Origin of the sequence: Aliiglaciecola sp. 3_MG-2023 (genome assembly GCF_030548205.1) — a bacterium.
In the GTDB taxonomy this organism is placed as follows: Bacteria; Pseudomonadota; Gammaproteobacteria; order Enterobacterales; family Alteromonadaceae; genus Aliiglaciecola.
The window spans coordinates 31007-55078 of record NZ_JAUORV010000015.1; the positions used below are offsets into that span (position 1 = coordinate 31007).

General features: G+C 40.4%; 25 protein-coding genes. 15 read left to right on the top strand and 10 right to left on the bottom strand.

The features are described from left to right. The first annotated feature begins 10 nt into the window (after positions 1 to 10). Entirely contained in the window at positions 11 to 682 is a 672-nt protein-coding gene (locus Q4574_RS16140) for an SOS response-associated peptidase (RefSeq protein ID WP_303475337.1), read from the top strand. Between the two features lie 17 nt (positions 683 to 699). Here the strand turns inward: Q4574_RS16140 and Q4574_RS16145 are convergent, their stop codons facing one another. Beyond that, entirely contained in the window at positions 700 to 1902 is a 1203-nt protein-coding gene (locus Q4574_RS16145) for an NnrS family protein (RefSeq protein WP_303475339.1), read from the bottom strand. Positions 1903 to 2021: 119 nt separating this feature from the next. Here Q4574_RS16145 and Q4574_RS16150 point away from each other — a divergent pair, with 119 nt between their 5' ends. From Q4574_RS16150 to Q4574_RS16175, 6 genes are all read left to right on the top strand, one after another. Further along, a complete protein-coding gene (locus Q4574_RS16150; RefSeq protein ID WP_303475340.1) occupies positions 2022 to 2450 on the top strand; it encodes an Rrf2 family transcriptional regulator in 429 nt (142 codons plus the stop codon). Positions 2451 to 2574: 124 nt separating this feature from the next. Next, complete coding sequence (locus Q4574_RS16155) at positions 2575 to 2889, top strand: hypothetical protein (protein WP_303475342.1); 315 nt, start codon at positions 2575 to 2577, stop codon at positions 2887 to 2889. A gap of 65 nt (positions 2890 to 2954) precedes the next feature. Beyond that, the gene (locus Q4574_RS16160; RefSeq protein WP_303475343.1) at positions 2955 to 3239 is read left to right on the top strand and encodes a hypothetical protein; all 285 of its coding nucleotides are present in this window, start codon (positions 2955 to 2957) and stop codon (positions 3237 to 3239) included. A gap of 120 nt (positions 3240 to 3359) precedes the next feature. Further along, entirely contained in the window at positions 3360 to 3944 is a 585-nt protein-coding gene (locus Q4574_RS16165) for a cyclopropane-fatty-acyl-phospholipid synthase family protein (RefSeq protein ID WP_303475344.1), read from the top strand. A 78-nt stretch (positions 3945 to 4022) separates the two neighbouring features. After that, on the top strand, positions 4023 to 4463 hold the full coding sequence (locus Q4574_RS16170; RefSeq protein WP_303475345.1) for an OsmC family protein: 441 nt from the start codon (positions 4023 to 4025) through the stop codon (positions 4461 to 4463). Between the two features lie 63 nt (positions 4464 to 4526). After that, the gene (locus Q4574_RS16175) at positions 4527 to 5186 is read left to right on the top strand and encodes an NADPH-dependent FMN reductase (protein WP_303475346.1); all 660 of its coding nucleotides are present in this window, start codon (positions 4527 to 4529) and stop codon (positions 5184 to 5186) included. Between the two features lie 83 nt (positions 5187 to 5269). On the opposite strand, the gene Q4574_RS16180 is transcribed toward Q4574_RS16175, so the two are convergent. Next, positions 5270 to 6163 (bottom strand): hypothetical protein, encoded by an 894-nt coding sequence (locus Q4574_RS16180; RefSeq protein WP_303475347.1) that lies wholly within the window; start codon positions 6161 to 6163, stop codon positions 5270 to 5272. A 216-nt stretch (positions 6164 to 6379) separates the two neighbouring features. Here Q4574_RS16180 and ppk2 point away from each other — a divergent pair, with 216 nt between their 5' ends. After that, positions 6380 to 7153: a polyphosphate kinase 2 gene (gene ppk2, locus Q4574_RS16185; RefSeq protein ID WP_303475349.1), complete on the top strand. Its 774-nt coding sequence runs from the start codon at positions 6380 to 6382 to the stop codon at positions 7151 to 7153. Positions 7154 to 7174: 21 nt separating this feature from the next. On the opposite strand, the gene Q4574_RS16190 is transcribed toward ppk2, so the two are convergent. The 4 genes from Q4574_RS16190 to Q4574_RS16205 are packed head-to-tail and all read right to left on the bottom strand — an operon-like array spanning position 7175 to position 9473. Continuing rightward, entirely contained in the window at positions 7175 to 7636 is a 462-nt protein-coding gene (locus Q4574_RS16190) for a hypothetical protein (RefSeq protein WP_303475351.1), read from the bottom strand. A 5-nt stretch (positions 7637 to 7641) separates the two neighbouring features. After that, a complete protein-coding gene (locus tag Q4574_RS16195) occupies positions 7642 to 8256 on the bottom strand; it encodes a hypothetical protein (RefSeq protein ID WP_303475352.1) in 615 nt (204 codons plus the stop codon). Further along, complete coding sequence (locus tag Q4574_RS16200; protein WP_303475354.1) at positions 8249 to 8809, bottom strand: RNA polymerase sigma factor; 561 nt, start codon at positions 8807 to 8809, stop codon at positions 8249 to 8251. Before Q4574_RS16200 ends, Q4574_RS16195 begins: the two co-directional genes overlap by 8 nt. Positions 8810 to 8837: 28 nt before the next feature. Beyond that, positions 8838 to 9473, bottom strand: a complete 636-nt coding sequence (locus tag Q4574_RS16205; protein ID WP_303475356.1) for an energy transducer TonB — start codon at positions 9471 to 9473, stop codon at positions 8838 to 8840. Between the two features lie 528 nt (positions 9474 to 10001). Here Q4574_RS16205 and Q4574_RS16210 point away from each other — a divergent pair. The 6 genes from Q4574_RS16210 to rplI all read left to right on the top strand — a co-directional run bounded on the left by Q4574_RS16210 (position 10002) and on the right by rplI (position 15600). Further along, entirely contained in the window at positions 10002 to 12863 is a 2862-nt protein-coding gene (locus tag Q4574_RS16210; RefSeq protein ID WP_303475357.1) for a hypothetical protein, read from the top strand. 27 nt (positions 12864 to 12890) lie between these two features. Further along, positions 12891 to 13775 carry a DMT family transporter gene (locus Q4574_RS16215; protein WP_303475359.1) on the top strand — a complete coding sequence of 295 codons (885 nt, stop codon included), beginning with the start codon at positions 12891 to 12893 and terminating at the stop codon, positions 13773 to 13775. Between the two features lie 118 nt (positions 13776 to 13893). Further along, entirely contained in the window at positions 13894 to 14262 is a 369-nt protein-coding gene (locus Q4574_RS16220; RefSeq protein ID WP_303475360.1) for a hypothetical protein, read from the top strand. 195 nt (positions 14263 to 14457) lie between these two features. Further along, positions 14458 to 14880, top strand: coding sequence for a 30S ribosomal protein S6 (rpsF, locus tag Q4574_RS16225; protein WP_303475362.1), 423 nt, complete (start codon positions 14458 to 14460; stop codon positions 14878 to 14880). Positions 14881 to 14891: 11 nt separating this feature from the next. Beyond that, complete coding sequence (gene rpsR, locus Q4574_RS16230; RefSeq protein ID WP_008843478.1) at positions 14892 to 15119, top strand: 30S ribosomal protein S18; 228 nt, start codon at positions 14892 to 14894, stop codon at positions 15117 to 15119. A gap of 28 nt (positions 15120 to 15147) precedes the next feature. Further along, the gene (rplI, locus tag Q4574_RS16235; RefSeq protein WP_303475363.1) at positions 15148 to 15600 is read left to right on the top strand and encodes a 50S ribosomal protein L9; all 453 of its coding nucleotides are present in this window, start codon (positions 15148 to 15150) and stop codon (positions 15598 to 15600) included. A gap of 130 nt (positions 15601 to 15730) precedes the next feature. Here the strand turns inward: rplI and prsT are convergent, their stop codons facing one another. From prsT to Q4574_RS16250, 3 genes are all read right to left on the bottom strand, one after another. Continuing rightward, positions 15731 to 18544 (bottom strand): XrtA/PEP-CTERM system TPR-repeat protein PrsT, encoded by a 2814-nt coding sequence (prsT, locus tag Q4574_RS16240; protein WP_303475365.1) that lies wholly within the window; start codon positions 18542 to 18544, stop codon positions 15731 to 15733. Positions 18545 to 18689: 145 nt separating this feature from the next. Then, positions 18690 to 19610 carry a choice-of-anchor A family protein gene (locus Q4574_RS16245; protein WP_303475367.1) on the bottom strand — a complete coding sequence of 307 codons (921 nt, stop codon included), beginning with the start codon at positions 19608 to 19610 and terminating at the stop codon, positions 18690 to 18692. A 304-nt stretch (positions 19611 to 19914) separates the two neighbouring features. After that, positions 19915 to 20820 carry a hypothetical protein gene (locus Q4574_RS16250; RefSeq protein WP_303475369.1) on the bottom strand — a complete coding sequence of 302 codons (906 nt, stop codon included), beginning with the start codon at positions 20818 to 20820 and terminating at the stop codon, positions 19915 to 19917. A gap of 252 nt (positions 20821 to 21072) precedes the next feature. Here Q4574_RS16250 and Q4574_RS16255 point away from each other — a divergent pair, with 252 nt between their 5' ends. Further along, entirely contained in the window at positions 21073 to 23223 is a 2151-nt protein-coding gene (locus tag Q4574_RS16255) for a hypothetical protein (protein WP_303475370.1), read from the top strand. Here the strand turns inward: Q4574_RS16255 and Q4574_RS16260 are convergent. Continuing rightward, positions 23170 to 23988: a hypothetical protein gene (locus Q4574_RS16260; RefSeq protein ID WP_303475372.1), complete on the bottom strand. Its 819-nt coding sequence runs from the start codon at positions 23986 to 23988 to the stop codon at positions 23170 to 23172. The genes Q4574_RS16255 and Q4574_RS16260 overlap by 54 nt on opposite strands. Between the last annotated feature and the right edge of the window lie 84 nt (positions 23989 to 24072).

Below are 24072 nucleotides of genomic sequence, written 5' to 3' on the forward strand. Positions count from 1 at the left end.
CGAATAATTAATGTGCGGTAGGTACGCGAATCATATTGGAGCCATGCATGGCTGGGCAGATATTTTATCTGACTGGCCTGCTCAGGCTGAATTGGGTTTTAACATAGCGCCTACTCAAATGGCGCCAATAATTACACCTGATGGATGTGAAGTATTTCGCTGGGGCTTATTACCTAGTTGGGTGAAAACTGCCAATACTGAATTTTCTACCTTCAATGCCCGTCTTAAAACCTTGAGTGAAAAGCCTTCATTTCGACATGCTTGGGAGACCGGTCAACGCTGTATTGTACCTGCATTGGGCTATTACGAATGGCGCCAAGAAAATGGACACAAACAAGCCTACTTTGTGTGTCGTAAAGATGGTAATCCAATTCTATTCGGTGGTTTATATGAATCCCCACGAATAGATGCCCCTGGTTCGTTTACTATCATAACCCGTCCTTCAGAAGGTGAACTAAAGCCCCTTCATCACGCTATGCCACTGATGTTTGATGAGAAGCTTGCGACGCAATGGTTTGTGGCAGAGCAACAGCAAAGTGAGGAAATTGCGTGGCTGCCCTATGCTGATGACTACCGTTACTACCCGGTTTCAAGCAAAGTCAATAAAGCCAGCAATCAAGGAGCGGAACTGATCCAAGAAACGGAACCTGAAAGCCAAATCCAACAAGGTTTTGGCTTTTAATTAAACTCATTTAAAGATTAACCGAGGCGACCATCAGGTCTTGGGCTGGTCAAAATCTTCCAGTAGCCTAGAACATATAGCAAATAGGCAAATACCCATAAAATTGCGGCGACTACATATAAATTAGCGCTGGTGAACTCTTGCAAGTATTCAACACTCACGCGGCTGATCCCCGCCAATATAATCATCATAAATGCAAATGTCATAGTTCTCCTGGGCTGCAGCGGCCGGCCTGTATGGCCCAAGGATATTCTTGCGATCATTGCCAAGATGAGTGAACTTATGGCACCTGCAGTTAAACCGTGGAGTGCGGTTGATGGGGAAATATTGCCACCGGCAAAATGCATAGCAAACAAAGCTAAACTAGCGGGTACAAACCAGTAGGCTAAATGTAATGACCAAACCAAAGGAGTGCCGAAGGTTACCTGAGGACGCCAGCGTAATGCTCGAATAGTATGGCACACAGCTGCAAGTCCAAATGTAACTGCCATAACCATTTTGGGTAAATAACTGGATAAGTTGGTTAGAAATAACAAAGCTAAGATTAATGTTAATCCAATCACGACTTTTTCCAGCCATTCTAGATTGGCAACCTTTTTGGTATTAGTACCATTGGCTGTGAACATGGGAAAAATGCGCCCCGCAATGATGCTAATGATAAGGGTGATTGTCATTACCGTAGTGTAGGTTCCCCACCTATAATATTCAGGCTGCTGAGCCAGTACCGACCAATGAGTAAGAAGGTTCCCCATCACCAACAGTGCGAGTATAGGAACAAATATCAGGTTTCGATATTGTTTTACTTTGAGGACTAATTTTCCCATAAAAACGGCAGCTAATAGTAAAAAGCTTGCGTCAATAATAGCGGTCAACCACTGAATGGATAACGGGTTAAAAACAATCAATAAGCGACCAGCTAACCACAATGAGAACAGTACGATTAATGAACTTCCATGAGTTGCCCGTAACCCAGTCCAATTTTGCACTGCAGTTAGCAAAAAACCGACTATGATGGCCGAGACAAAGCCAAATAGCATTTCATGACCATGCCAAAAATACATGCCACCGTATGGGGAAAATGAAACCTTTCCAGTTAACCACAGTGCCCAGGTTGCCATACTCAAAATAGCAAAAATACTGCCCATCAAAAATAAAGGTCTGAATGCTTGCCTCCAAATGGCTGGTATGGCGTGTTCAGTTTTTGGCTCAGAAATATTCATGTTAGTCGTAAACCCTTTAAGGTACTTATAATATGTATCTTTTATAAGGTGCATATTAAAAGTATTATATAGTAGTGTCAATTGTGAGCAATTTTTCCTCCGTTTTTAGGTAAGCAAACATGCAACTAACTCGATATACAGATTATGGATTACGTACACTTATTTATTTAGCTTTGCTACCTGCTGGACGCAAAGCAAGTATTGACGAAATTAGTCGAACCTATGATATTTCTCGAAATAACCTAAATAAAATTGTGCATCAGCTGGGTAAAGCAAAGATTATCCAAACCCAAAGAGGAAAAGGTGGCGGTGTATTTTTAAATCTGCCTCCAGAGCAAATTAATATTGGTGAAATAGTTCTGCTGTTAGAAAACTCTATGCAGGTTGTCGAGTGCAATAAGCCTCCGTGTTGTATCTCTCCCGCCTGCAAATTAAAAAACGTATTTGCCGAAGCCACTCAAGCCTTTGTTACTAGTTTGCGGAGTTATTATTTAAGCGATCTTTTAGTACCAGAACAAAGAAATTTATTGAAAATATTTTCTCAGTAAACAAAAGTTTAGGGTTTATCTTAAGCTGACCAAAGGGCTTTTTTTGACATTGACAAATAGTGATCTAAGCTAATTTATGAGGCTTAGACTCGTCACGTTTCTAGACTTACTAAAAAGGACTTTTATGAAATTTTATCCTTACTCTCAACTCACAACAAAAAACTTGACCTCATTATTACTGACGGTTCGTTTGCTCGGCTTTATTGGCAACCTCGCGTTGATTGCTTCCGTTGGTCTACTTGTTTTTAGTATTTTTGCGGGTCCACAAACCTTTGCAGGTGATCCCAGTGGTCTGATTGTTTCCATGAAAACGCCTGGTTACCGTGGTGTGGTTTGGGCCATGAGTGGTGCTAGCTTTGTAGTTGGTGTGCTTTGTTTAATTTCAAGTGGTTTGTGCGCTGCCATAGTGTCCTGGGAATATCAAAAAACCAAAGAATAACCCCTTTAATTTTACTGACTTAGTCCCATCTATACTTTATCTGGATTAGAAATGAAGATTGCTAAATGGAGTTACTTAGTGAGCTAGGGAGCTATCGCAAAGAAATTATTGGGCTGTTCGCGCTACTGTTATTTCCAATACTTATCATTGCCTTAAGCAAACTAATAATGTGGGCAAAATCTAACTCCAAGGGGGCCTTTGTTTTTTTAGCCGTATTCCCACTTATTTCTTTATTTCCTATCCCACCTTCGGCAACAGAAAGTTTAGATAAACAAAAGCGTGAACAAATAAAACGAAATGAAGAATCTGGCGATCCACCTGATGTTGACGATGTGAAAGTAGATAATTAAAGACTAAATAAATGAGTGTTTTTTCTATAAGACTCTCTACGACGTGAATCAAGCTGCTTCGTCAGCATGCTGTTAGGGATTTTATTGCTATCAGTTTGATATGAATCAATGAGGTGCTAAATGTGGGATGAAAGATACGCGGACAAAGATTATGCTTATGGCAAACAACCGAATAGCTTCTTAGCCGAGCATTTCTCGGTCATACCCAAAGGCAAGGTATTGAGTCTTGCTGAAGGTGAAGGACGAAATGCCGTGTTTCTAGCAAAACAAGGGTATGCTGTGACGGCGGTAGATGCCTCTGCTGTGGGGTTGGAAAAAGCCGAGCTGTTGGCTAAAGAGAATGGTGTGGAAATTGAACTTATTCACGCTGACTTGGCCGAATTTAATATCCATGAGGGAGTATGGGATGGGGTTCTTTCTATTTTCTGCCCTTTACCGCCTGAATTGCGAAGTCGTGTATACAAAAAGGCCGTAAATGGACTAAAAGCCGGTGGTGTATTTATGTTAGAGGCCTATACGCCTGAGCAATTGAAGCATGGAACTGGCGGCGGCAAATCTATCGATTCCATGACATGCAAAGAATCCATACTCACAGATCTTGATGGATTGAACTTTAACCACTTAGAAGAGATTGAACGAGACGTGATCGAAGGAAAATATCATACCGGCAGAGGGGCCGTTATACAGGTAATCGCGACTAAGTAAGGTTCGCAATTTACAACTAATTTGCGAACCATTTGCTGGCTGATGATAACTATTTCAAATAATTTGGAGACTATACACATGCAAGATCTTCCACATAATTACACCGTAGTTGCGCAAGGCAATGCGTCTGGCAGCTTAACAGCTAAATGTGAAAACCTAGCCGATATACCCGTTGCACCGCCTTCATTGTTTGGTGGGCCGGGAGATAAATGGTCGCCGGAAGATCTTTTTATGGCGTCAATTGCGAATTGCTTTGTTTTGTCATTTAGAGCCATCGCCAGAGTTGGCAAGTTGCAATGGCATACCATTGAGTGTTCATCTCAGGGCGAATTGGACAAAGTTGATGGAACTATACAATTCACTAAAGTGATTTCAAAAATTAAATTGGTAATTCCAGCTACTGAAAATAAAGATAATGCAGAAAGGTTGCTGATTAAATCAGATGAAAAGTGCCTAATTCGTAACTCAATATCCTGCAGCACAAGTATTGAGTGCGAGATTGTGTATAGCGATGAATGATCTCCAATAGCAAATCAGTAAGCCTAAAATAAAGGCTTCCATTTTAGTGTTTGGAAAGAGTGTATGAAATTTTTGGTTTTTTTAGGTACAGTTCGCGATAGTACACCTCCTAAGCCTGCTCGTCTTGGTGAACGAGTAACGAGAGCCTGTATTGAATGTTTAAACAGTCGCTACCCAGAGCACGATTTCGAATTAGTGGATGCGCTGGACTATCCCTTGGAAGCGGTTTTCAAACCCCAGTTTGCTTACCCGAGAAGTAAAGCCCCTGCTAAGCTGAATGAACTGGCTGATAAAATCCAATCTTGTAATGGTTATATCATGGTTAGCCCTGAATATAATCATTCTATGAGTCCGGCATTAGCTAATTTGCTTAATCACTTTGGTAGTTCTTTATTTTCTTATAAACCCAGTGCCATAGTGACATACTCAGCAGGGCAATGGGGGGGAATGCGGGCTGCTGTAGGTATGCGAACCTTTCTTTCTGAGCTTGGTTGTTTGCCTGTCTCGGCAATGATCCATGTGCCCAAAGCCCAAGAGGTATTTGCAGCCGATGGTTCGCCCCTCGAGCATGAACAGCAATCCTCGTGGTTTAATTATTTTGCCCGTACTTTCAACCAATTAATTTGGTGGGCAGAAGCTGCCACAAAACACCAAAGTGCGGTGGACCCCCATAAAATGGTGAAGGATTTCAAAGCCAATCCATCGCAGCGAAATGCGCCTTGATTCGACTTAATCTGCAATTAATAATCGCTAACCTTGTTTTTCCTCGGGCTCAAAACTGACAGGGGGCCAGTTTGTGCTTCAGGTTAACCTTTACATTTGAGTTGATTTAATAATACTGAAGACCAGGTTGATTGTTCTGCAAAACCATTCACCAGTCCGTCTGGATTTTCATCTGTGAGCTTTTTAACTCCGTGTTCTATCATATAATCTGGGGTGTATTCGGGCTTCCCAACTTTTTGGATAAAATTGCAGGCGAGTTGCATTGACTCAGGTGAATCAATGAATGCGGTTAATTTTTGTTGAAAGCTATCTTGCTCTAGGGCGGTGAGTGACCAAATTGAATGTTTCTGAATAATATTGATAGCTTGGTGAGATGTTTGATCAACCACTCTTTTTGAATCATAAATACCATACGCACTGGCTAACACGTAATTATAGATTGCTACGTCTTCTTTTCCTTGCAAAATACACTGCTTAATTGACGGGTATAAATCAACCGGGCTAATGGTGTTTTCAAGCGCGTCTATTTCAATACAAATAGTGGCTAAGTTGGGGGCTAAATAAGCGGGTAGAACGTCTTCTTTTTCCGATTTTTCACTCGGCGTGCAAGATAAAATAGGCTCTTCTCTAAGTAACTTTACTTCCCATTCATCATCTAGGCTATTGTCATGCTGTGCCGTTACTACATATCTCATACACTCCTTTGCATCCAAAGGGAACATACGAAATTCTGTCACTTTGCTTCTGACTTTTTTGGTGGTAGCCAAATTAATATAGTGGAAGCCGGGCTCAATATTTTCTACCTGTTTTCCAACTTCCATTTTTCCATCAATAGAGACAATGGTAACGTCATAGTTGTCTAAATCAGAAGCTTTGCTGCGGGTACCATCTATAATGGCGTAGGGTGTTGAGGCGCAACCACTTAATAATGTGAGGCCAACAAACAACCAGCACACTAAGCACTTTTTAAATTTCATTTTACTTCCCTATTCTTGTTAACTCTTCCTTATGATTAAAACCAAATATAACATTAACTATAGGGGGCAGGTCAAACATGGTGAGGGCTATCTAAGTGAGTATCTATTCATGTTTTAAGTCTTAAATTAATGAAATAGACTTCATCCTATTTAGTTTAATTTAGCCGCGTAAAAGGCTATAACTATGGTAATCGAGATTAAAAGGCGGAAAATACAATGAATACATCATCGATGACGCAAAAAGAGTATAAAAGTATTTTGCGTGACCTGCAGATTCAATTAGTCAAACTCCAAAACCACATTATTCATAATAATTTGCGACTGTTGGTGATTTTTGAAGGCAGAGATTCAGCAGGCAAAGATGGAATTATCAAACGCATCACTGAGCATTTAAGTCCCCGAGATACGCGAGTGGTTGCCTTAGGGAAACCCTCAGATCGCGAAGCCAATTCATGGTACTTCCAACGTTACGTCAGTCACCTACCCAGTGCCCAAGAAATGGTATTGATGAATCGAAGTTGGTACAACCGCGCGGGAGTTGAACGAGTAATGGGATTTTGCAGCGAAGCTGAGTATCAACATTTTATGCAAATGGTAATTCAGTTTGAACGCATGCTTATTGAGTCTGGCATTCATATAGTGAAATACTATTTGGATATATCGAAACAAGAGCAAATTGCCCGTTTAGAAGATAGACGTACAAACCCATTAAAACAATGGAAAATTAGTCCAATCGACGAAGTCGCCATCGCCAAATGGAATGAATACAGCCAAGCGCGAAATGAAATGCTAAATCGCAGTCATAGCGACACTACGCCTTGGCATGTGGTAAGTGCCGATGATAAAAAACAAGCCAGAATAAACGTTATTCGCCATTTGTTATCAATTATCGACTACAAAAATAATCTAAATAAACACAATGCCGTTGACGAAAATGTGGTTTTTCAGTTTACTCCGCAAAACTTACACAATGGTAAAATTAGCAGTTAACAACAGTTTATTAATCAGCTTTTACTCGGGGATAAAGTCAATGCTCCCTTGGGGAACGTGCAAGGTTATTTGTGCGCCATAGGCAAGGTTGTTGACATAAGGGGCCAAAATTTCAATTAGATTAGTCTGTTGGAAATGCTGAGTTTTTGTCTCGGGATGAGGGTAGTAAACCCAAGCATCATACCGTTGAGTCTGAAATTCAATTTGGCATGCAACAAAAGAAAAGGTTTCTGAATTAAACCCTGTTGCCCAAAGCACCTTTTCGAAGCAAAAAGTAGGACGAAGAATGCGGAATTCAGTGATGGGGAGTCGTACATTTAAGGTGCCGTTAAAGCATAGGCTAAGATCTAAACCTAAGCGTCTAAAAAAAGGTTTCTGCATTTCAATCGTGCCGGCAGGATAGGGAGTATCAACGCCCCTTCCGGATGCTACTTGGTGTCCTTTTATCACTGTACCGACAAGTTGAATTGGTGCGGATGACATTGTACTTAACATTTCAACAAGGTTTTGTTGGCATGAATACCGACTATCAAGCCTGAGACATTAAACGCAATTTCAACGCTATCACCGGTTTTGAAATTACCGTTGATAAGATTCATTTGTTGTAATGTGTCGATTAATTGTTTCGATATCTTCACCAGTTCTTGATCACAAGTTCTCAATTCCCAGCCATTTTCAAATTGGGTGAGTATGGCAGATTTTTGATGATGGCTGGCCAGCAGCGCCTTTTGTTGTAGGTAATCTTGATAATGTTGCTGGTAACGTTGGCTAATTTGACGGTAATCCTGTGACGATTGTTCATCGATGTTGTGTATTTCTACCGACGTATAACGCAAGGTGTCCGGTGATTGGCGTAATTCGTAAGATTGCCATGCAACTAAGCCTAACAATAAAATTGTAGCTGTTGCAAAAGTCAGGTGTTGAAAATTGGAGAACCAACCATAGAGTTTCGATTTTGATTCGGTGCTTTGCATCAACTGACGTTTCATGCTTGCCGTTGCTTGAACCTTAGATTTTCGATGCTGATATAGGTCAGATATCCGAGTCTCAAAGTGCTCTGCTTGTTTTGACGACCCTTGATCGTGTTCATGGGGCTTAGTCATGGTATTTCTCTAATTGGGTGCGAAGGGAATTCTTCGCATATCGAATTCGACTTTTTACTGTCTCTACACCACAGCCGGTTATATCGGCTATTTCCTGTAAACCAAATCCTTCTTGCTGTAAGCAAAAGCTTTCTCGCTGTTCAAAAGGCAGAGAGATTAAGGTTTTATCAAAAATGGTTTCAATGGGGTCAGAAAATTCAAAGGCCGTTTTTAGTTGATTTAGTGGTTTTTCTGGGAGGTGTTCCCAGCGATTTGTATGCCTAAATTCATCTACTAACATGTTCCTTGCGACCGTGAATAGCCACGCACTGAATCGCCCAGATTCCTTATATAAGTGAGGTTTTTCAAAAACCTTTAACCAGGTTCGTTGGCTGATGTCCTTTGCTAAATGAGCGTCTGACTGGGTGACTAAAAAATGGTAAAGGTCGTTGCCACAGTTATCATAAAGTTGTTCAAACAGTTTTTTATCGCCGCTTTGGGCAAAGCGTGTTATTAGCCACTCATTTGAATGACTAATTGAAAACAATGTTTTAATCGCTAAAGTTATGCTCACGCAACATCCTTTCCGTCAGTGAAAAAAGTTAGCTTTCTAATTTAAAGTCTAACACAACTTCTAAGCCTGTCTGCTCAGTGGGTTTACCATCCACTATTTGCGGTCTGTATTTCCAATTTTTTAACGCTTTTCGTGCTTCACGGTCGAAGGTCCGTTTGGGATGTGCGTCAATAATTTGAATATTTTGAACTGCCCCGGTGGCATCAATACTAAATTGTAATTTAACCCAGCCCTCAACGCCTTCTCTTGCTGCACTGGCAGGATATTTCGGAGAAATTCGCACCATAGGCGTGGTTTCAGCATCTTGAATCGTTAAAAATTGATTGTCTTGAGTGATTTCCTGAGCGGGGACCTCAATTTTAAAGCCTGCGGTTAGGTTGCTGTCATTAGGCTCAAATATTTCCTTTGGTTGAATTGTTTTTGGCATCAACTTAGGAGGTTCAATGGGTTTTATTTTGGTCTTTTCTATAGACTGGCTGTCTTGGGTGTTAAATATGGGATCAACAAAAACGCCAGCCGTTGGCGCTGGGACGTAATTGGCATTTTGTGCGGTTAATTTTTGCATTATCACAAATAAGCTGAAGGTAATAATGGCAGCAGAACAAATAAAACCAGCTATTTTAAGGTGCGAGTAATTCGCTGTATATGGCATGACATTTTGCATAATGTTTCCTGTTAACTATTGGGTATAAGAACTGAACGAATCAGATCGAGTAACAGGGTTAAAAAAATTTATTAAATATGATTGATAAGGTTTTTTATTCATTCTGAACAGGACAATTTTAAATTGTACTTCTGACTAAATACATTTACATTAAATTAAAATTTAACAGCATTCTGGTAAAACCTGGAGAATAGTTTCTGCTGATACAAGATTGGTATAATCATTGTTCGGATGTCTCTAATCGTAAGCTAATCAACACTCAGGGTACATTTAATCTGCAGGTAAAATTCACTTTTTATCAGCAAGTTAGTTTAATAATTATTTGATGATAAAACATACAATAAATGCTAACTTTGTAGTTCAATATGGTAGGCATCGGTTTTATCTATTATTAGACTGGCAGTTTATGTCGCTATGTTAACTTTTGATGGAAACAGGGAACTTTAGGCACAGCCATAAAGTGAATAGCAGTTAAGCCTACACGCCAGTATGAAGCTGCAAAAATTTTGCTAGATTAGGATGTCGATTTTGGAATCAAATCACCGTAACAATGAGAACCCCTTTGTTGGATTAAATGCCTTTAGTAGTGATCAAGCTGATTATTTTCAAGGCAGAGAAGATGCAACTCAACAGGCACTGTCAAAGCTTCAACACAAAGCGCTATCATCCCAACCATTTTTGTTGCTTTTAGGTAAAAGCGGAGCGGGTAAATCTAGCCTCTTACAAGCCGGTATTTTTCCTAAATTAGACGAGCTGCAATTAGCGGATGGTAAGGTCGAATTTCGTTCTACGATTATCACCCCATGTAACCTGAGTATCGATCCCTTTAAGTCTCTTATTTCGGCCTTGTCAGAAAGTTCTGAGCAAGTAATTGTGGCCAATGAAGATATTAATACCTTGGTTAAAATGAGCAAACAGCAGCCAGATAAGTTCTTGCAGTTGATGAAGCAAAAAATGGAATCTTGGCCTGCGGATAAAAAGCTCGCAATTGGTATTCTTCAACTCGAACGGCTATTTTTAACCGACTCCTTAGGTTACACAGAGCGTCGATATTTCACTGATATTTTAGCAGGTCTGGTGGTCCACTGTGGCATTTTAGTTGTGGCGACATTACGCAGTGATTTTTACCACACGTTGTCAGATTACCCGGCATTGCTGCGATTAAAACAAAATGGTGGGCAGCTTGATGTGTTGCCTCCCACATTAAATCAACTCAAGAAAATGGTGTTTCCAGAACCTGCTAAACATTTGAAATTTGAGCAGGAAAACGGTGAGCAAGTTAGTTTAGATGAATATATTGCCCAGCGTGCATTTGAGTTTCCCGATAGTTTACCCTTATTACAATTTGTGTTGTTTCATCTTCATCAAAATCGTTCGCAAAATGGTCTGATTAATTATTCAACTTACCGGAATTTAGGCGGTTTAGAACGGGCTATTGCTAAAATGACCGAGCAAACCTATGAAAGCTTGGATCGTGCTAATAAGCGTCACTTCCATCGTATTGTAAGTCGCCTGGCAGTGTTAAGCTTTAAAGGCCATTACGAGAGAGTGTGGGTTGTAGCTGACGACTTATATAAAAGTCATAATGGCAAAGAGCTAGTGGATGCATTTGAAGCTATCGGCATTATGAAAAGTGAAAAAGGAATTGATGGAAATCTTTATGTAAGCTTGGTGCACGATTGTCTATTCGCCAACTGGCCTCGACTCAATGAAACCTTAGACAATCATCAAAAAAAGGTCGAGCTTAAAAACAAATTAGAAGGCCAGGCTTCTGAGTGGAAAAGCGCTACGCGCCCTTCTGCTTATTTGCTTTCACCGGGTAAATCATTGGATGAAGGAGAGTCTATTCTTAAACAAGGTGGATCCATAAGCCCTACGTTAAGAGCCATGATCCATGCTTCCATTAAGCGTGCAAGTCTCAAATATCGTGTTGGATTTGGCCTGGCCATAGTGCTGTTGATGATCTTTGGTTTTATGGTGAACCATGCTTATGACGCAAAAGTAAATCAAAAAATTGCTGAGGCTAAGTTGAATGAAAGCCATGAATTAATAGAATTTCTAATTGATGAAAGTACTAAATTAGAAACCATTGGGAGGTTAGATTTAATTCAGGAAAGTTCGAAACGTTCATTGGAATATTTAAGCACAGTTGCGCCCAAAGATGACTCTACAGCCGCCAAGTTGAGTCGCAGCCAAACCTTTTTCCAACTTGGGAAAGTTTATTTAGAGAACAGGCAGTTCTCCGGTGCCCTAGACGCGTTTAACAAAACCCTCGAATTGGATACTGAGCTTGTTGAGATTCACCCAAACGGGTTTACCTATGTATTGGAATTGGCTCATGCTAACTATTGGATTGCGATGACACATTTGCGGGCAGGCGATGTTCAAAAAGCCGAGCAATATTTTCAGTTTTATCAAGCCAATGCTTATGATCTGGTTGAATTGCAGCCTGATAGTCCCATTGCCAAAATAGAGCTTTCCCGAGCATATTCAAATTTAGCCAAAATTGCCGCCCAGCGGGGACAACTTGAAAGTGCCAGCCAAAGCTTTTTTGAAGCTGTAAAATTTACTGAAAAAGGCAGAGCAGCAGCCCATGTGAACGATTTATTAGAAGCGGCCAGCGCTTATACTTGGTTAGCCAATAAGTATTATTCAGAATTAAAAATTGCTGAATCCCTTGAGATGAATAAGGGCGAGCAAAGACTAAGAGCATTGATTTACAAAAAAGAACGCTCTCCTGCCAATGCAATGGCTACAGCATATTCCATGTGGAAATTGGCAAATGAAAATATGTTAGTTGGCCAATATAAACAAGCTGATGCAGTGCTAAATGATCTTAAGGTTGCCTGTGCTAAAGGAATGGCCACTGAAAATGCGGATATTCAATGGCAATATCTAGATGCATTTAGTGATGCCGCTCTGGCCCAAATGGCCATGTTAATGGGTAACAATGACAAGGCTAGTAGCTTATTTGCTCAAAGCTACAGAAAGCTTGGAGCTACCAATGGTGATTTAATGGGGCAGTGGCAAAATGCTTTCTATGAACGGCAATACTGGTTAGCTCGACTTCATCATGACACTGGCAATCAGCAAGCGTTTGAATCTGCTAGGCTAGTTGTGACGAGTGCAGACCACAAAGATGCAATGAAATGGAAAGTTCGTATAGCGACTTTATCTGGTAATGAAGTAAGCTTTGATATTCTGCAATCCGATGAGATATTGAAACCTCAATTGTTGATTGCGGCGCTGGAGTATTATAGTTTTCACCGTCATTTAGAAAAATTAGAACGATTATGGCAACAAGTTCCTCAAGAAATGTGGTTAAATAAAGATCTTGAAGAGTTGCGTGACACTCTGCGCAAACAAATTCGAGAATTCACGTCACAGTAAATAATCAAATAGAAGTACTCCAAAAATATGATGATAGGTGAAATTGCTGCTCTGAGCACAGCTTTGTGCTGGGCCGTAGCAGCACGTATGTTCCGAATATTAGGCAAAAACTTTTCGCCTTTAGCGCTAAATTTATGGAAAGGATTAGCCGCAATTGGCATTTTGCTGATTATTACCCAGTTTTTTCTTCCTCAGGTGTCTGTATCTAACTCAACCATGTTGTGGCTGCTATTTAGTGGTGTTATCGGTATTGGACTGGGAGATACCTTTTTCTTCCAAGCACTGAATAAAATTGGCGACAGTCAATCTATTTTAGTTGCTGAAACCCTGGCGCCTATTTTTACCGCATTACTGGCTATGGCTTGGATTGCTGAATGGTTAACCTGGCAACAATGGTGCGGTATTGCCTTGGTATTATTTTCAGTGGACATGATCATTAAGATTCAAAAGCGTTCCGGTTTTGAGCCCTTCGAATTAAGTGGCTATATTTATGCTGGTCTGGCTGCCATGTGCCAAGCCGTTGGGGCGGTTGTGAGTCGGGATATTCTTACCTCAACAGGAATCGATGCCTTCAATGCCAGTCAAATTCGATTAATTGGCGGGCTAGGAATTATTGTTATTCTGATGTTCATAACCAAACAAAAATGGCTGCCGACGACTGACAATGTGAAACGTACATGGTTGTTTTTCACCGGCGCTACCGTAATAGGAACATTCGCCGCTTTGTATCTGCAAATGGTTGCCTTTACCTATACTAAGGCTGCGGTCGTACAAACCTTGTTCGCCATGAGTGTGATTCTATCGCTGGTCGTGGCTAAAGTACTGGGGGAAAAGGTCAGCGGCAAAACGACGATTTGGTCAATTATCGCGTTAATAGGAGTGGGTGTGCTGGTGGGTTTAGAGCACCTGTAAAACCCGCCTTGTTAGGCAGTTTGCTTTGGCTTAGTTAAATTAATTTATTATTCGATGGAATAATTGCGTTTTTTATTCGTTATCCAAGTGTCATTTACATAAACACGAGGAAACGAAGATGACTAAGCTAAATAAAATATTAAACCTAATGGTAATCGTTGGGATGGCCCATGCAAGCACGGTTACTTTGGCAGCCGGCGTATTAACTCTCAACCAGCGAGCGCCTGATTCACGTGTTTCAACAGAGATTGCCAATGTTTTGGATACCACAGTGAGTGGCCAAACTAAATTTACCGAGGAGGGCTTCGCTTACCAACGCCCTTCTACCGAGATAGATATGACAATCGCCACTGGGGCAGGGAATGAACGTAAAGAGATCCACAGCATTTTTGATATTCGGATGGGCAAAGGGGTGAAGCTCAACGAAGATGCCTATAGCGCACAAGACGTTATCGACAACCTAATCGCAAAGTCGAAAAGGGACTAAATACAGCTTACAAGAATTGGTTTTATTGCTAAAAGTGACGGAGCTATTACCTACCTCACTTTTGTATGAAATATATGTTGCCTTAAGTGTCGGCTTTATATACAATTCGCGCCCTTAAATCAGCTATCACTTTTAGTTCCTTGTCTCAACACAGTTTAGCTGAGCTGTAAGAGGCTACAACCGTAAGGAGCAACAATGCGTCATTACGAAATCGTGTTTATGGTCCACCCTGACCAAAGTGAACAAGTTCCAGGTATGATTGAACGTTATACCGGAATTATCACGAATGACGGCGGAACAATCCACCGTTTAGAAGACTGGGGCCGCCGTCAATTGGCATACCCAATCGAAAAATTGCATAAAGCACACTACGTACTAATCAATGCTGAAGCCACTGCAGAAGCAATTGAAGAGCTAGAAACTGCTTTCCGTTTTAATGATATTGTTCTTCGTAACCTTGTTATGCGTACCAAAGGAGCTGAAACTGAACAGTCTCCAATGGCGAAAGAAGAGCGTCGTGATGATCGTCGTGACGACCGTCGTCAGGAACGCACTGAAAAGCAAGAAGAAGCACCTGCTGCAGCTGTAGAGCCTGCTAGCACTGAAGACAAAGCATAAGGAGACAGACAATGGCTCGTTTTTTTAGACGTCGTAAATTTTGCCGTTTCTCAGCCGAAGGTGTTGTTCAGATCGATTATAAAGACATCGCTTTGCTGAAAAACTATATCACTGAAAGTGGTAAAATCGTACCAAGCCGTATCACTGGAACTAGCGCTAAATATCAGCGTCAGTTGTCAACTGCTATCAAGCGCGCACGCTTCCTAGCATTGCTTCCATATACTGATTCTCACAAGTAATCGTTGGCGTAAATAAGAGGTAGCAAAGATGGAAATCATTCTACTAGACAAGATCGCCAACCTGGGCGGCTTGGGTGACACTGTCACTGTAAAATCAGGATATGCACGTAACTTCCTTTTTCCTCAGAAAAAAGCAGTTCCTGCAACTAAAGCAAACGTAGAAAAGTTTGAAGCACAACGTGCTGAACTTGAAGCAAGCATTGCTGCAACTTTAGCTACTGCTGAAGCTCGCGCTGCTAAAATCGCTGAGCTTGGTGAAGTAACTATTGCTTCTCCTGCTGGTGAAGAAGGTAAGCTTTTCGGTTCAGTTGGTACTCGTGATATTGCTGATGCAATCACAGTTGCTGGCGTTGAAGTTGCTAAATCTGAAGTGAAATTGCCTACTGGTACTTTGCGTGAAACTGGTGAGTTTGAAATTGACTTACAGTTGCATTCAGATGTAATGACCACAGTTAAATTGGTTATCATCCAAGAAGCATAAATCTTAGATTTATCATTTCAAAAACCTCGCTCTGGCGAGGTTTTTTTATGGGTAAAATAAAATCATATGGCCATGTGGTTCAACGGCTGAGGTGTTTAGGAAACATCATCAAGCTAACTCAAGACCGATTTCAACGTTTTTCGATTTCTTTGAGTAGTAACTCGGCATCCGTTTTTTCTGTGAAAAACACATTCGAGGCCAAGACTTCGTTGAGTAACCTTTTTGCTTGGTCGGTTTTACCCAGTTTTTCTAATGTGTAAGCTAAGTGGTATTTCAGCTCTGGGTTGCTTGCATCTCGAGTTATCGCATCGCGCAGTACTGTGATACTTTTTTCGTAGTTGCCTTGTTTAGCAAGTATCCACCCGTAGTTACTTAGAATAGTTACATTATTACTATCCAGTGCTAAAGCTTGCAATGAATAATCTTCACTTCTGTTTAAGTCATCGGGTAAATATAAATACGCCAACCGATTAAGTAGCGCCGCTTTGTTCGGCATATTATCGGTCTCTAGTAAATATTGGTACTGTTCGATAGCAATGGATGATTGACCATAGTAAAAATGAAATTGGGCAAGCAAGCTACGTGGAAAATAGGCTTCCGGGTATTTGTTCACAATGTGATTAAGTACCGTTAAAAATTCTTTATCTGACATCCCATTAGCGACATGAGCATAGAGCTTAGCCAGAGCTAATTCATACTTATCATCTATTTCTAATATTTGAAAGTAGTACTGTTTAGCCACGTCAAATTGTTGTTTTGCATCATTTAACTCACCAAGCTTCAACAATACATCAGGATTAGTAGCATTGCTTTGTTGAAGTGTTTTAAGCTGTTTTTCAGCTTGTGTGAGATGATTCAAGGTAATTAATTGCGACACGTATTGTAAGTGCAAATTTATGTCTTTAGGTTTTAACTGATGTGCTTGTGCAACCGCTATTAATGCTTTTTCTTTTTCATTTATCGCTAAATACAACTGACTCAGTGCCAATAAGTTAAACGCTGTTTTTTCTATCAGTTTTTCATATTTATTAATCGCTCTTAGGGCTTTGTCATTGTCTTTCAACTTGATCAGAAGCTGTGCTTCTTTTAATACATATAATGGGTAACGCGGCTCTAAGCGTTGGAGACTTTGTGCTAAACGCAATGCCGGAGTAAAATTAGCCTGTAGCTCGTTAATTTGTAACAAGCCCTCCATTGCTTGTAGATTATTGATATCTTGCTTGAGTATTGACTGATATAGGTTGTTAGCTTTATCCGTATTAGACATAGCCAAATTTATTCTGGCCAATCTCAGTTTAACCGCTATATCGCTGGTATTAATGCTGAGCAATTTTTCAAGTGTCAGTAGTGCTTCTGGGTACCGTTTTAAACGACTTTGTACAGTCGCAAGGTTATATAATGCTGAATAAGATTCCGGGTTTTCGGCTAGGACATTTTGTATAGCAGCCATTGCCTGAAGATCTTGGCTTTGCATGATCAGCATCGCAGTATCTAGATTTTTAACATCCACATCATTAGGGATTAACTTTTTAAGTTTAGTCAGACTCTGGTTTGCTGCGTTGAGCCTCTTTGCATCCATGTTTACCATGCAGTGTTCAATGAGAACCATTTTATTGTTGGGGTATGCTGTGATCAAATTGTCCAATTCAGCCAAAGCAGCGTCGGTTTTACCTCTTGAGATTGCAACCTGAACAGCAAACAATTTGTATTCCACTTGTTCAGAGAAGTCTCCTTCAAGTCTATCTAATAAAGCAACAGCCCTATGAGGTTTATGGTTTACCAAATATAGCCCACCTAAAAATAATGACTGGGAGAGGTTATTGGTGATTTGCATTTGGTATTTTTCAAATGTTTCTAAAGCCGCATCAAAGTCGTAAAGTGCCGAGTAGGTTTTAGCTAATAGATAGGCGGATTGAAACTCGCCGCCAGTGCGCATATTGTATTCTGCTAAATCGTCCCTGGCACTTTGGTATTGCCCAAGTAAAAAAGAAACCGTCCCCCTTAAATATGAAAAAGTCGGATATTCGTCGATCAAATATCTTGGTAAACCGTTGAGCCTATTGGCTAACACTTGCATCTGTTTATAGCCGTCGCTGTCGTTAGCGGTTTTAACCGCCAACCAATTACGCGCGAATTGCACGTATAAATCATTGGGCGACTCTACTAGTAACTTGTCAGATAGGGAAAAAGCCTTATCCAGGTCATTACTTGCGATATAAGCATCAACGAGGTTACGGGCGATGGCGGGCTCAGTTGGATTGATCTCAAGGGCTCTATTTAAGTGAAGAATTGCTTGTTGAATATCACCTTGAGATCGGGCTAGCTGGCCTTTTAAGCGCCAAGTTTCTGCGTTTTCTGTTGAGACTTGTAAGGCGCTCTCAATTTGATTATTGGCCAGAGCATAGTTTTTTTCGATCAGTGCAATTGTCGCTAGTCCATTTATAGACTCAATGTGACCGGCATCGACCGCTAAATTTTGTTGATAAAATTGATTGGAACATTGGTAATCTAACAAGTTAATACAAGCTGTAGCTTTATAGATATTCCATTCCATTTGATTTTTCTGCGATAGCCTAGCGCTATAATCGAGTTCTACTAATTGTTTATATTTTTTTAAATTAAGCAGCGTTTCTGCCCATTCAGCAAACACTAGGTTAATATCTACTCGCTGTTGGATTGCCTCGCGAATCTGCGTTTCTGCCTCTTTATACAGTTTGTTTTTTACCAGTAGTTTGCTTAATAGTACTTTTGCTGACAGATCTCTGGGGTTGTCTTGAAGTGCATTTTTAACGTGGATATAGGCTTCTTCATATTGCCCTTGTTGGAAGCTTGAAAGTGCTTTTTCATAATCAGAATTGTCTGCACTGACGACCTGGCTGAGAGCACAACCGGCAATTAAAATGATAAATTTGTAAAAACGGTACTTCAGGTGATGTTTTTTCATGGGATCTCTGACGAATCAGGTTGTTGTCTATATGGGAAATAATGTTTTAATTTACCTTGATATTGGTGAATTAAAAAGCCACATTGGTTAACACTAGCAATAAAAAAGCCCGCTAATTAACGGGCTTTCCAAACAATCAAAGTGTTTATGATTTGATTCTACGTTTTCTAATGACGAGTAAACCCGACAGTAACATCAAACCAAACAAAGAAGGCTCTGCTACCTTAGTTGATGTAGGTGGGGTGTAGTCGAATGTATAATTATGGAATTCTCTCGCGCCAGTGTATGACACCGCTGCGAAAGAGCCGTCAAAAGATGCTCCGCCGCTCGTATCTGCATAGGGTGCTAAAACAGAACCTTTAGATGCTAAGCCATTAAAATCGATGTTAGTTGCTTCAAAGAAATTCCACACGATATTAGAAAATGCTGCATCGCCATTGAAACCGTTATTAAGGTTAACACCGCCACCGATATTGATATCGGTACCTGAAACGTTAATGATAACAGTTTCAGCGCTTCCCCAATTCATTGAGAGATTGCTATTTTGTGCGAAAATATCGGCAGCAGAAACATCAAACACTGCCATGTTTTCCGAGCCAGCATAATCAAAATTACCACTGGAAAAACTACCAGTGCTTGAAAGTCCAGCGAAATAGGCTGTATCAGCGTACAACTCAGTTTTAATGTCAGCTACGGTAAGTGATGAATCATGTATTAACTGTCCGTCATCTCCGTCATTCAATTCAATGGCGGTACCGTTTAAATCCCCCCCATAAACTAAATTATTGTCACGCAACACTCGCACGCGGTTGGCGTTTAAGTCGCCAACAATAGTAACGGCATCGATAGCGGTGTCAGTATTGGCTAGCCTGCTACCAAACTCCACCGGATTAGATGAATTTAAATCGCCGCCAATAAAGGATTGACCTTGGACGTCCCCACCGCTGAAATTATAATCACCAAGCAATAAAAGATTATACTTACCAATAGTGCCGCTGGTTGCAGTTGCTGCGCCTGAGAGCGAAGCCAGTACTGCAAATGCGAATAATGATTTTACCAATTTCAATTTACTTCTTCCTATTACTACAATTTATATATTTACGCCACACAGACAGGTTTCTTAAAACTCATGCCTCAAAACTTATTTGAGATGCTTACATAAGCAATATTTGAGCCGGAACTTAAGTGCCTGTATTTTATAAAAATAATTCCATATATTGGTTATTTCTGAGTAAAGTGTAAAAAAATCAGACTCGAGAATCCCTTTACCTCAGAAAATTCGCGCATAATATAGCATATTTTAGATAGGTAGAGTACTTAGATTAGGTAAGTTTAGTTATACTTTAGTAATGCTTTCTTCATCATTCAGCTTATTCTGGCTTCAAAATTAGAATATCGCAGGGCATTGCTTCTGTCAGTGCCATGGCTGTATCGCCAAACATTTTGTCGAAAAAGTGTTTATCTTCATTGTTACCAATAACCGCTACTTCCGCATTTAAAATGGCGGCTTTCTCAGGGACGGCTTCATCAGGAATGCCTTCTACGGAATGAAGTACATCCTCGGCAAGGGAATATTCCTGAATATAGAGCTTTAACTTTTCCTGATGCTTCTGTTTCAGTGTTGCTTCTCGTTTAAAACCGCGCTCTTTATTGAAGTCTATGTGAAGGCTACCTATTTCACCGTCATAACAATCGATAACATGCATTTGCCCACCAATAGTGTGAGCTAAGCTGTCACTAACGCCGAGTATCTTGCGGTTGAGTAAGTGATTGTCGAAATCGTCATCTTTGATATCCACGCAGGCTAACACCTCAAATTGTTTGTCCCAAAGTCTTGGTTTAACCATCCAAATAGGCAGTGGGCAGTTTGCTACAAAATAATGATCTAATCCGCTTAAAAATAGGCGTTTAAAGTCACTTTGTAGATAAGGTGCTTTTATTACTAAATTAAAGGTTTCTTGCGATAACAATTTTTCGATTGCTTTAGATGGTTTTTGCTGCCAAGACAAAAAGATATCTTCTACATATTCTGTGGCATCCCACTTTGCCAGTATTTTAGTAATTGAATCCTGCTGTTCATCAACAATTTCTTGTAAATTATCTGCTAAGTTAAAATTTGCCTTAGGGTAAAAAAGCTCATGGAGGGAAACGAATACACTCATCTTGCCAGTATACGCTTTGCATAAGCGTGTGGCTCTCGCCAAAGGGATTGATGGGTCCTCATTGGCTTGAAGCACAACTAAAATATGATTAAAGGGATTTATTTCCATATTCATTGAAGATTTACCTTATTACCCTAATGATTTGAATTCAAATTGTAGACGACTATTTTGCGAATAGTTAGAAAATAAAGTGTTCAGCAACAAATACCTATGATGTGTAGCCTAATATATGCACAATTGATTTTACTATTAAATTAGGCCAACATAAGTAAAAAGACTCTCTCGTTCTAAGTGTGTCGCGCTCGGCTCTTCCAATTCGACAGAATTCTCTTAGTTACCTTAATTAGAGCATTACTCAGGATTTTTATGTTTAAAACCCTAGTGTCTGAAATACGTCGCCGCAATGTGCTGCCCACCGTAGTGCCTTACATTGGCCTTATTTGGTTGCTGCTGCAAGTTATTTCAGTTATTCAACCAATGCTCAATTTGTCACCATTGATTGGCACGCTAACCGCCATTATTTTGTTTGCGGGTTTTCCGGTAGTTTTGTACTTGTCTTGGTACTTTAACTTCACACTTGAGGGGTTGGAACCCATTGCTGATGGCGAAGAAGCTATCACCTTTGGTGCTGGCAAATGGTTATTGTTAATTCTCATCACCTTAGGGTCTGGCGGTTTGGGGTATGTGTATTTTACCGATCTCAAGGAACAAATGGTCAAGCAAGAAGAAGGGCTGAGTCAAATTAAGTCGGTCACTTCAATAGCAGTTCTACCTTTTAGAGACCTAAGCCCAGATAAAGATCAAGGCTACATTAGCGAAGGAATAAGTGAAGAACTAACGGCATTGTTGGGTAAAGTGAGTCAATTAAAGGTTGCTGCAGCGAGCTCTGCTTTTGCCTTGGCCGAACAAAATCTCACCGCAACTGATATAGGTAGACGCTTGCAAGTTGATGTAGTGGTAAGCGGAAGTTTGCGGGTGACTGGCGATCGCTTAAAAATTCGAACTGAACTCATTGATAGTAAAGATGGCATGACCTTGTGGTCAGAAACCTTTAGTCGCAAGTTTAAAGATATCTTTTCCATTGAAGAACAAATTAGCCGATCAATCGTTAATCTCCTGGAAGATCGTTATTTAGAATCAGGGCAAGTAACAACGCAATCGAAAACTGCTAGCACAGATGCCTATGTAATGTATTTAAAAGGACGAGAACAGTACCGCAAGCAAACCACTGAATCTATCAAAGGCGCGAGGCAGTTTTTTGAACAAGCTATTGCCTTAGACCCAGAGTATGTAGCGGCTTATGTGGCCTTGGCAGACACTATTCTATTGTTAGAAAAAGGCGATAGTCGGTTTGGTATTTTGGAAACAGACATCGCAATACAATTAGCCGATCAGCAATTAGCCAAAGCCTTTGTGCGTGATGATACTAATGCGCGCTCCTACGCGATTCAGGGGAAGTCTTTTGAGTTGAAACAGGAGTTTGACAAAGCTATATCGAGTTACGATAAAGCTATTTCCATTAACCCTAGTTTAGCCGTGGCCCATATGTGGCAGTTTTTAGTATACAAAAAACTGAATAAGCATAGTCAGGCAATGGATGCCATTTCCAAGGCCTATGAGTTAGATCCACTGTCTATATCAATAATTAACAATTACGGACTAGAACTTACTTTTAGAGGTGAATTTGAAAAATCCTCGGTCATATTCCATAAGCTGCTAGAAGAACATCCAGAATCACCTTTTGGTTATGCAGGGTTAGCAACTCATGCTTTTATGCAAGGAAACTTGGCACAAAGCCTATTTAATTGGAATCAAGCATCTAAACTTTCACCTGAAAATGAGGCGTATAAATATAATTATTTAGATACCTTAACCAGTTTGCAGCTGGTGGATGAACTAGAAAAGTCTACGGATGATCCTGCTTATAATGCCTCAATTTTTATTATTAAACAGGACTATGCCAGTTTGTTCGAAGAAATGGATTTCATCTTACAAGCGTATCCAGATGATCCATGGGTTCAGTTTGAAGCGGGTTGGTATCAACTACTTTATGGGGATATGGAGCAGGGGATTTCCCTTATTTTAAAAGCCAACGATGGTTTGAGTGACGAGGACTTATTTATGATGCCCATGTGTAGCCCCGCCATTGAAGTGGCATGGGCATTACAGCAAAAAGGAGAAATAGAAGCGGCACAGAGCATTATTTCTCGTTGTGATACGCAAGCTCAGTTAGCCGAAAATACCTTACTTAAAGATAATTTTGTAGATTACCTTCAAGTTCGTATTTCAGTATTAAACGGGAGTCCATTATCTGAAGTGAAGGATAAATTGACGGTAGCCATCGAAGGGGGATGGAGAGAATGGTGGAGCGAAAAGGATCCCATTCTTTCCAAATTTGCAAAAACTCCGGAGTTGCAAAGTTCTTTCCAACGGATTAAACAGCAGTTAGCCGAACAGAAACAATTAGCAAAAACCTTGCTGTTTGCGTCTGATACCCAGCAGACCGAGCAACATTAAACCCAGTATTGCCGGTTCTGCTACCTCAACTTGTGGTTCAGCAAGAATAACTAGACGTTCATTATAGCTGGAAGTAAATGACAACGTATCGGAGGCTATAAAAGAGGTATACCCGCAAACGTTAGTCACGGGATCACAATCGATTGGAAGCGAATTTCCCTCTCCTGAAACTTCATTATAAAAATCAGCATCCGGGCCTGAATATAAGGTGACATCCAAGCTCACTTCATACTCTCCGGGTATCAGCTCTGAGGGCATTAAAATGTCTAAAAGTATATCTTCGTCGTCAAACGCAGTTATATTCTGAACAATAATGAGATCAGGTTTCCCTATTTGAGATAGGGTCCAATTAATTTCCGCGCTTTGGGCAAGATCAAAGGCAAACGGAGAGAATCCGTTTAAGCTAAGTGTTGTTTCATTTTCATAAAACTCATAGTAACACGGCTCTTCTACGAACAAGCCATTGTCTATTTGAAAATTATAATCCGAGAAGGAGCCCAAGTTTCTCAAACAATCATTAGGAGTAGCAAGTAAGAAGGGGGCTTGGGAGTTTTTGTATAAATATTGGGTCGCTACAAAGTCTAATCCAATGCCGACAGAGTTCTCATAACTATTGTCAATTAGGTAATACTCAACATTTGCTGAATCTGTGTAGGTTCCTCTTCCTCCCCCTCTAACCAAGCGCGCATCTGCAAAGGCGTGAAATAAAAATAATACTAACGCCAATGAGTAAATAACCGTTATTCGAGAATTTGCTATGAACATGATTTTTCTTATTTTGATTGTGGTGGCTAAAAATTAAGCAATGTCCATACCTAAAAATAAACCTGGTATAAAACAATAAGTAAC

Coding starts and splice junctions, on each gene's coding strand:
- Q4574_RS16205 (WP_303475356.1), bottom strand. CDS start 9,473: ATGCAAAATGTCATGCCATATACAGCGAATTACTCGCACCTTAAAATA.
- Q4574_RS16255 (WP_303475370.1), top strand. CDS start 21,073: ATGTTTAAAACCCTAGTGTCTGAAATACGTCGCCGCAATGTGCTGCCC.
- Q4574_RS16260 (WP_303475372.1), bottom strand. CDS start 23,988: ATGTTCATAGCAAATTCTCGAATAACGGTTATTTACTCATTGGCGTTA.
- Q4574_RS16165 (WP_303475344.1), top strand. CDS start 3,360: ATGTGGGATGAAAGATACGCGGACAAAGATTATGCTTATGGCAAACAA.
- Q4574_RS16170 (WP_303475345.1), top strand. CDS start 4,023: ATGCAAGATCTTCCACATAATTACACCGTAGTTGCGCAAGGCAATGCG.
- rpsR (WP_008843478.1), top strand. CDS start 14,892: ATGGCTCGTTTTTTTAGACGTCGTAAATTTTGCCGTTTCTCAGCCGAA.
- Q4574_RS16150 (WP_303475340.1), top strand. CDS start 2,022: ATGCAACTAACTCGATATACAGATTATGGATTACGTACACTTATTTAT.
- Q4574_RS16190 (WP_303475351.1), bottom strand. CDS start 7,636: ATGTCATCCGCACCAATTCAACTTGTCGGTACAGTGATAAAAGGACAC.
- prsT (WP_303475365.1), bottom strand. CDS start 18,544: ATGAAAAAACATCACCTGAAGTACCGTTTTTACAAATTTATCATTTTA.
- Q4574_RS16140 (WP_303475337.1), top strand. CDS start 11: ATGTGCGGTAGGTACGCGAATCATATTGGAGCCATGCATGGCTGGGCA.
- Q4574_RS16175 (WP_303475346.1), top strand. CDS start 4,527: ATGAAATTTTTGGTTTTTTTAGGTACAGTTCGCGATAGTACACCTCCT.
- Q4574_RS16250 (WP_303475369.1), bottom strand. CDS start 20,820: ATGAATATGGAAATAAATCCCTTTAATCATATTTTAGTTGTGCTTCAA.
- Q4574_RS16180 (WP_303475347.1), bottom strand. CDS start 6,163: ATGAAATTTAAAAAGTGCTTAGTGTGCTGGTTGTTTGTTGGCCTCACA.
- ppk2 (WP_303475349.1), top strand. CDS start 6,380: ATGAATACATCATCGATGACGCAAAAAGAGTATAAAAGTATTTTGCGT.
- rpsF (WP_303475362.1), top strand. CDS start 14,458: ATGCGTCATTACGAAATCGTGTTTATGGTCCACCCTGACCAAAGTGAA.
- Q4574_RS16215 (WP_303475359.1), top strand. CDS start 12,891: ATGATGATAGGTGAAATTGCTGCTCTGAGCACAGCTTTGTGCTGGGCC.
- Q4574_RS16155 (WP_303475342.1), top strand. CDS start 2,575: ATGAAATTTTATCCTTACTCTCAACTCACAACAAAAAACTTGACCTCA.
- Q4574_RS16195 (WP_303475352.1), bottom strand. CDS start 8,256: ATGACTAAGCCCCATGAACACGATCAAGGGTCGTCAAAACAAGCAGAG.
- rplI (WP_303475363.1), top strand. CDS start 15,148: ATGGAAATCATTCTACTAGACAAGATCGCCAACCTGGGCGGCTTGGGT.
- Q4574_RS16145 (WP_303475339.1), bottom strand. CDS start 1,902: ATGAATATTTCTGAGCCAAAAACTGAACACGCCATACCAGCCATTTGG.
- Q4574_RS16160 (WP_303475343.1), top strand. CDS start 2,955: ATGGAGTTACTTAGTGAGCTAGGGAGCTATCGCAAAGAAATTATTGGG.
- Q4574_RS16220 (WP_303475360.1), top strand. CDS start 13,894: ATGACTAAGCTAAATAAAATATTAAACCTAATGGTAATCGTTGGGATG.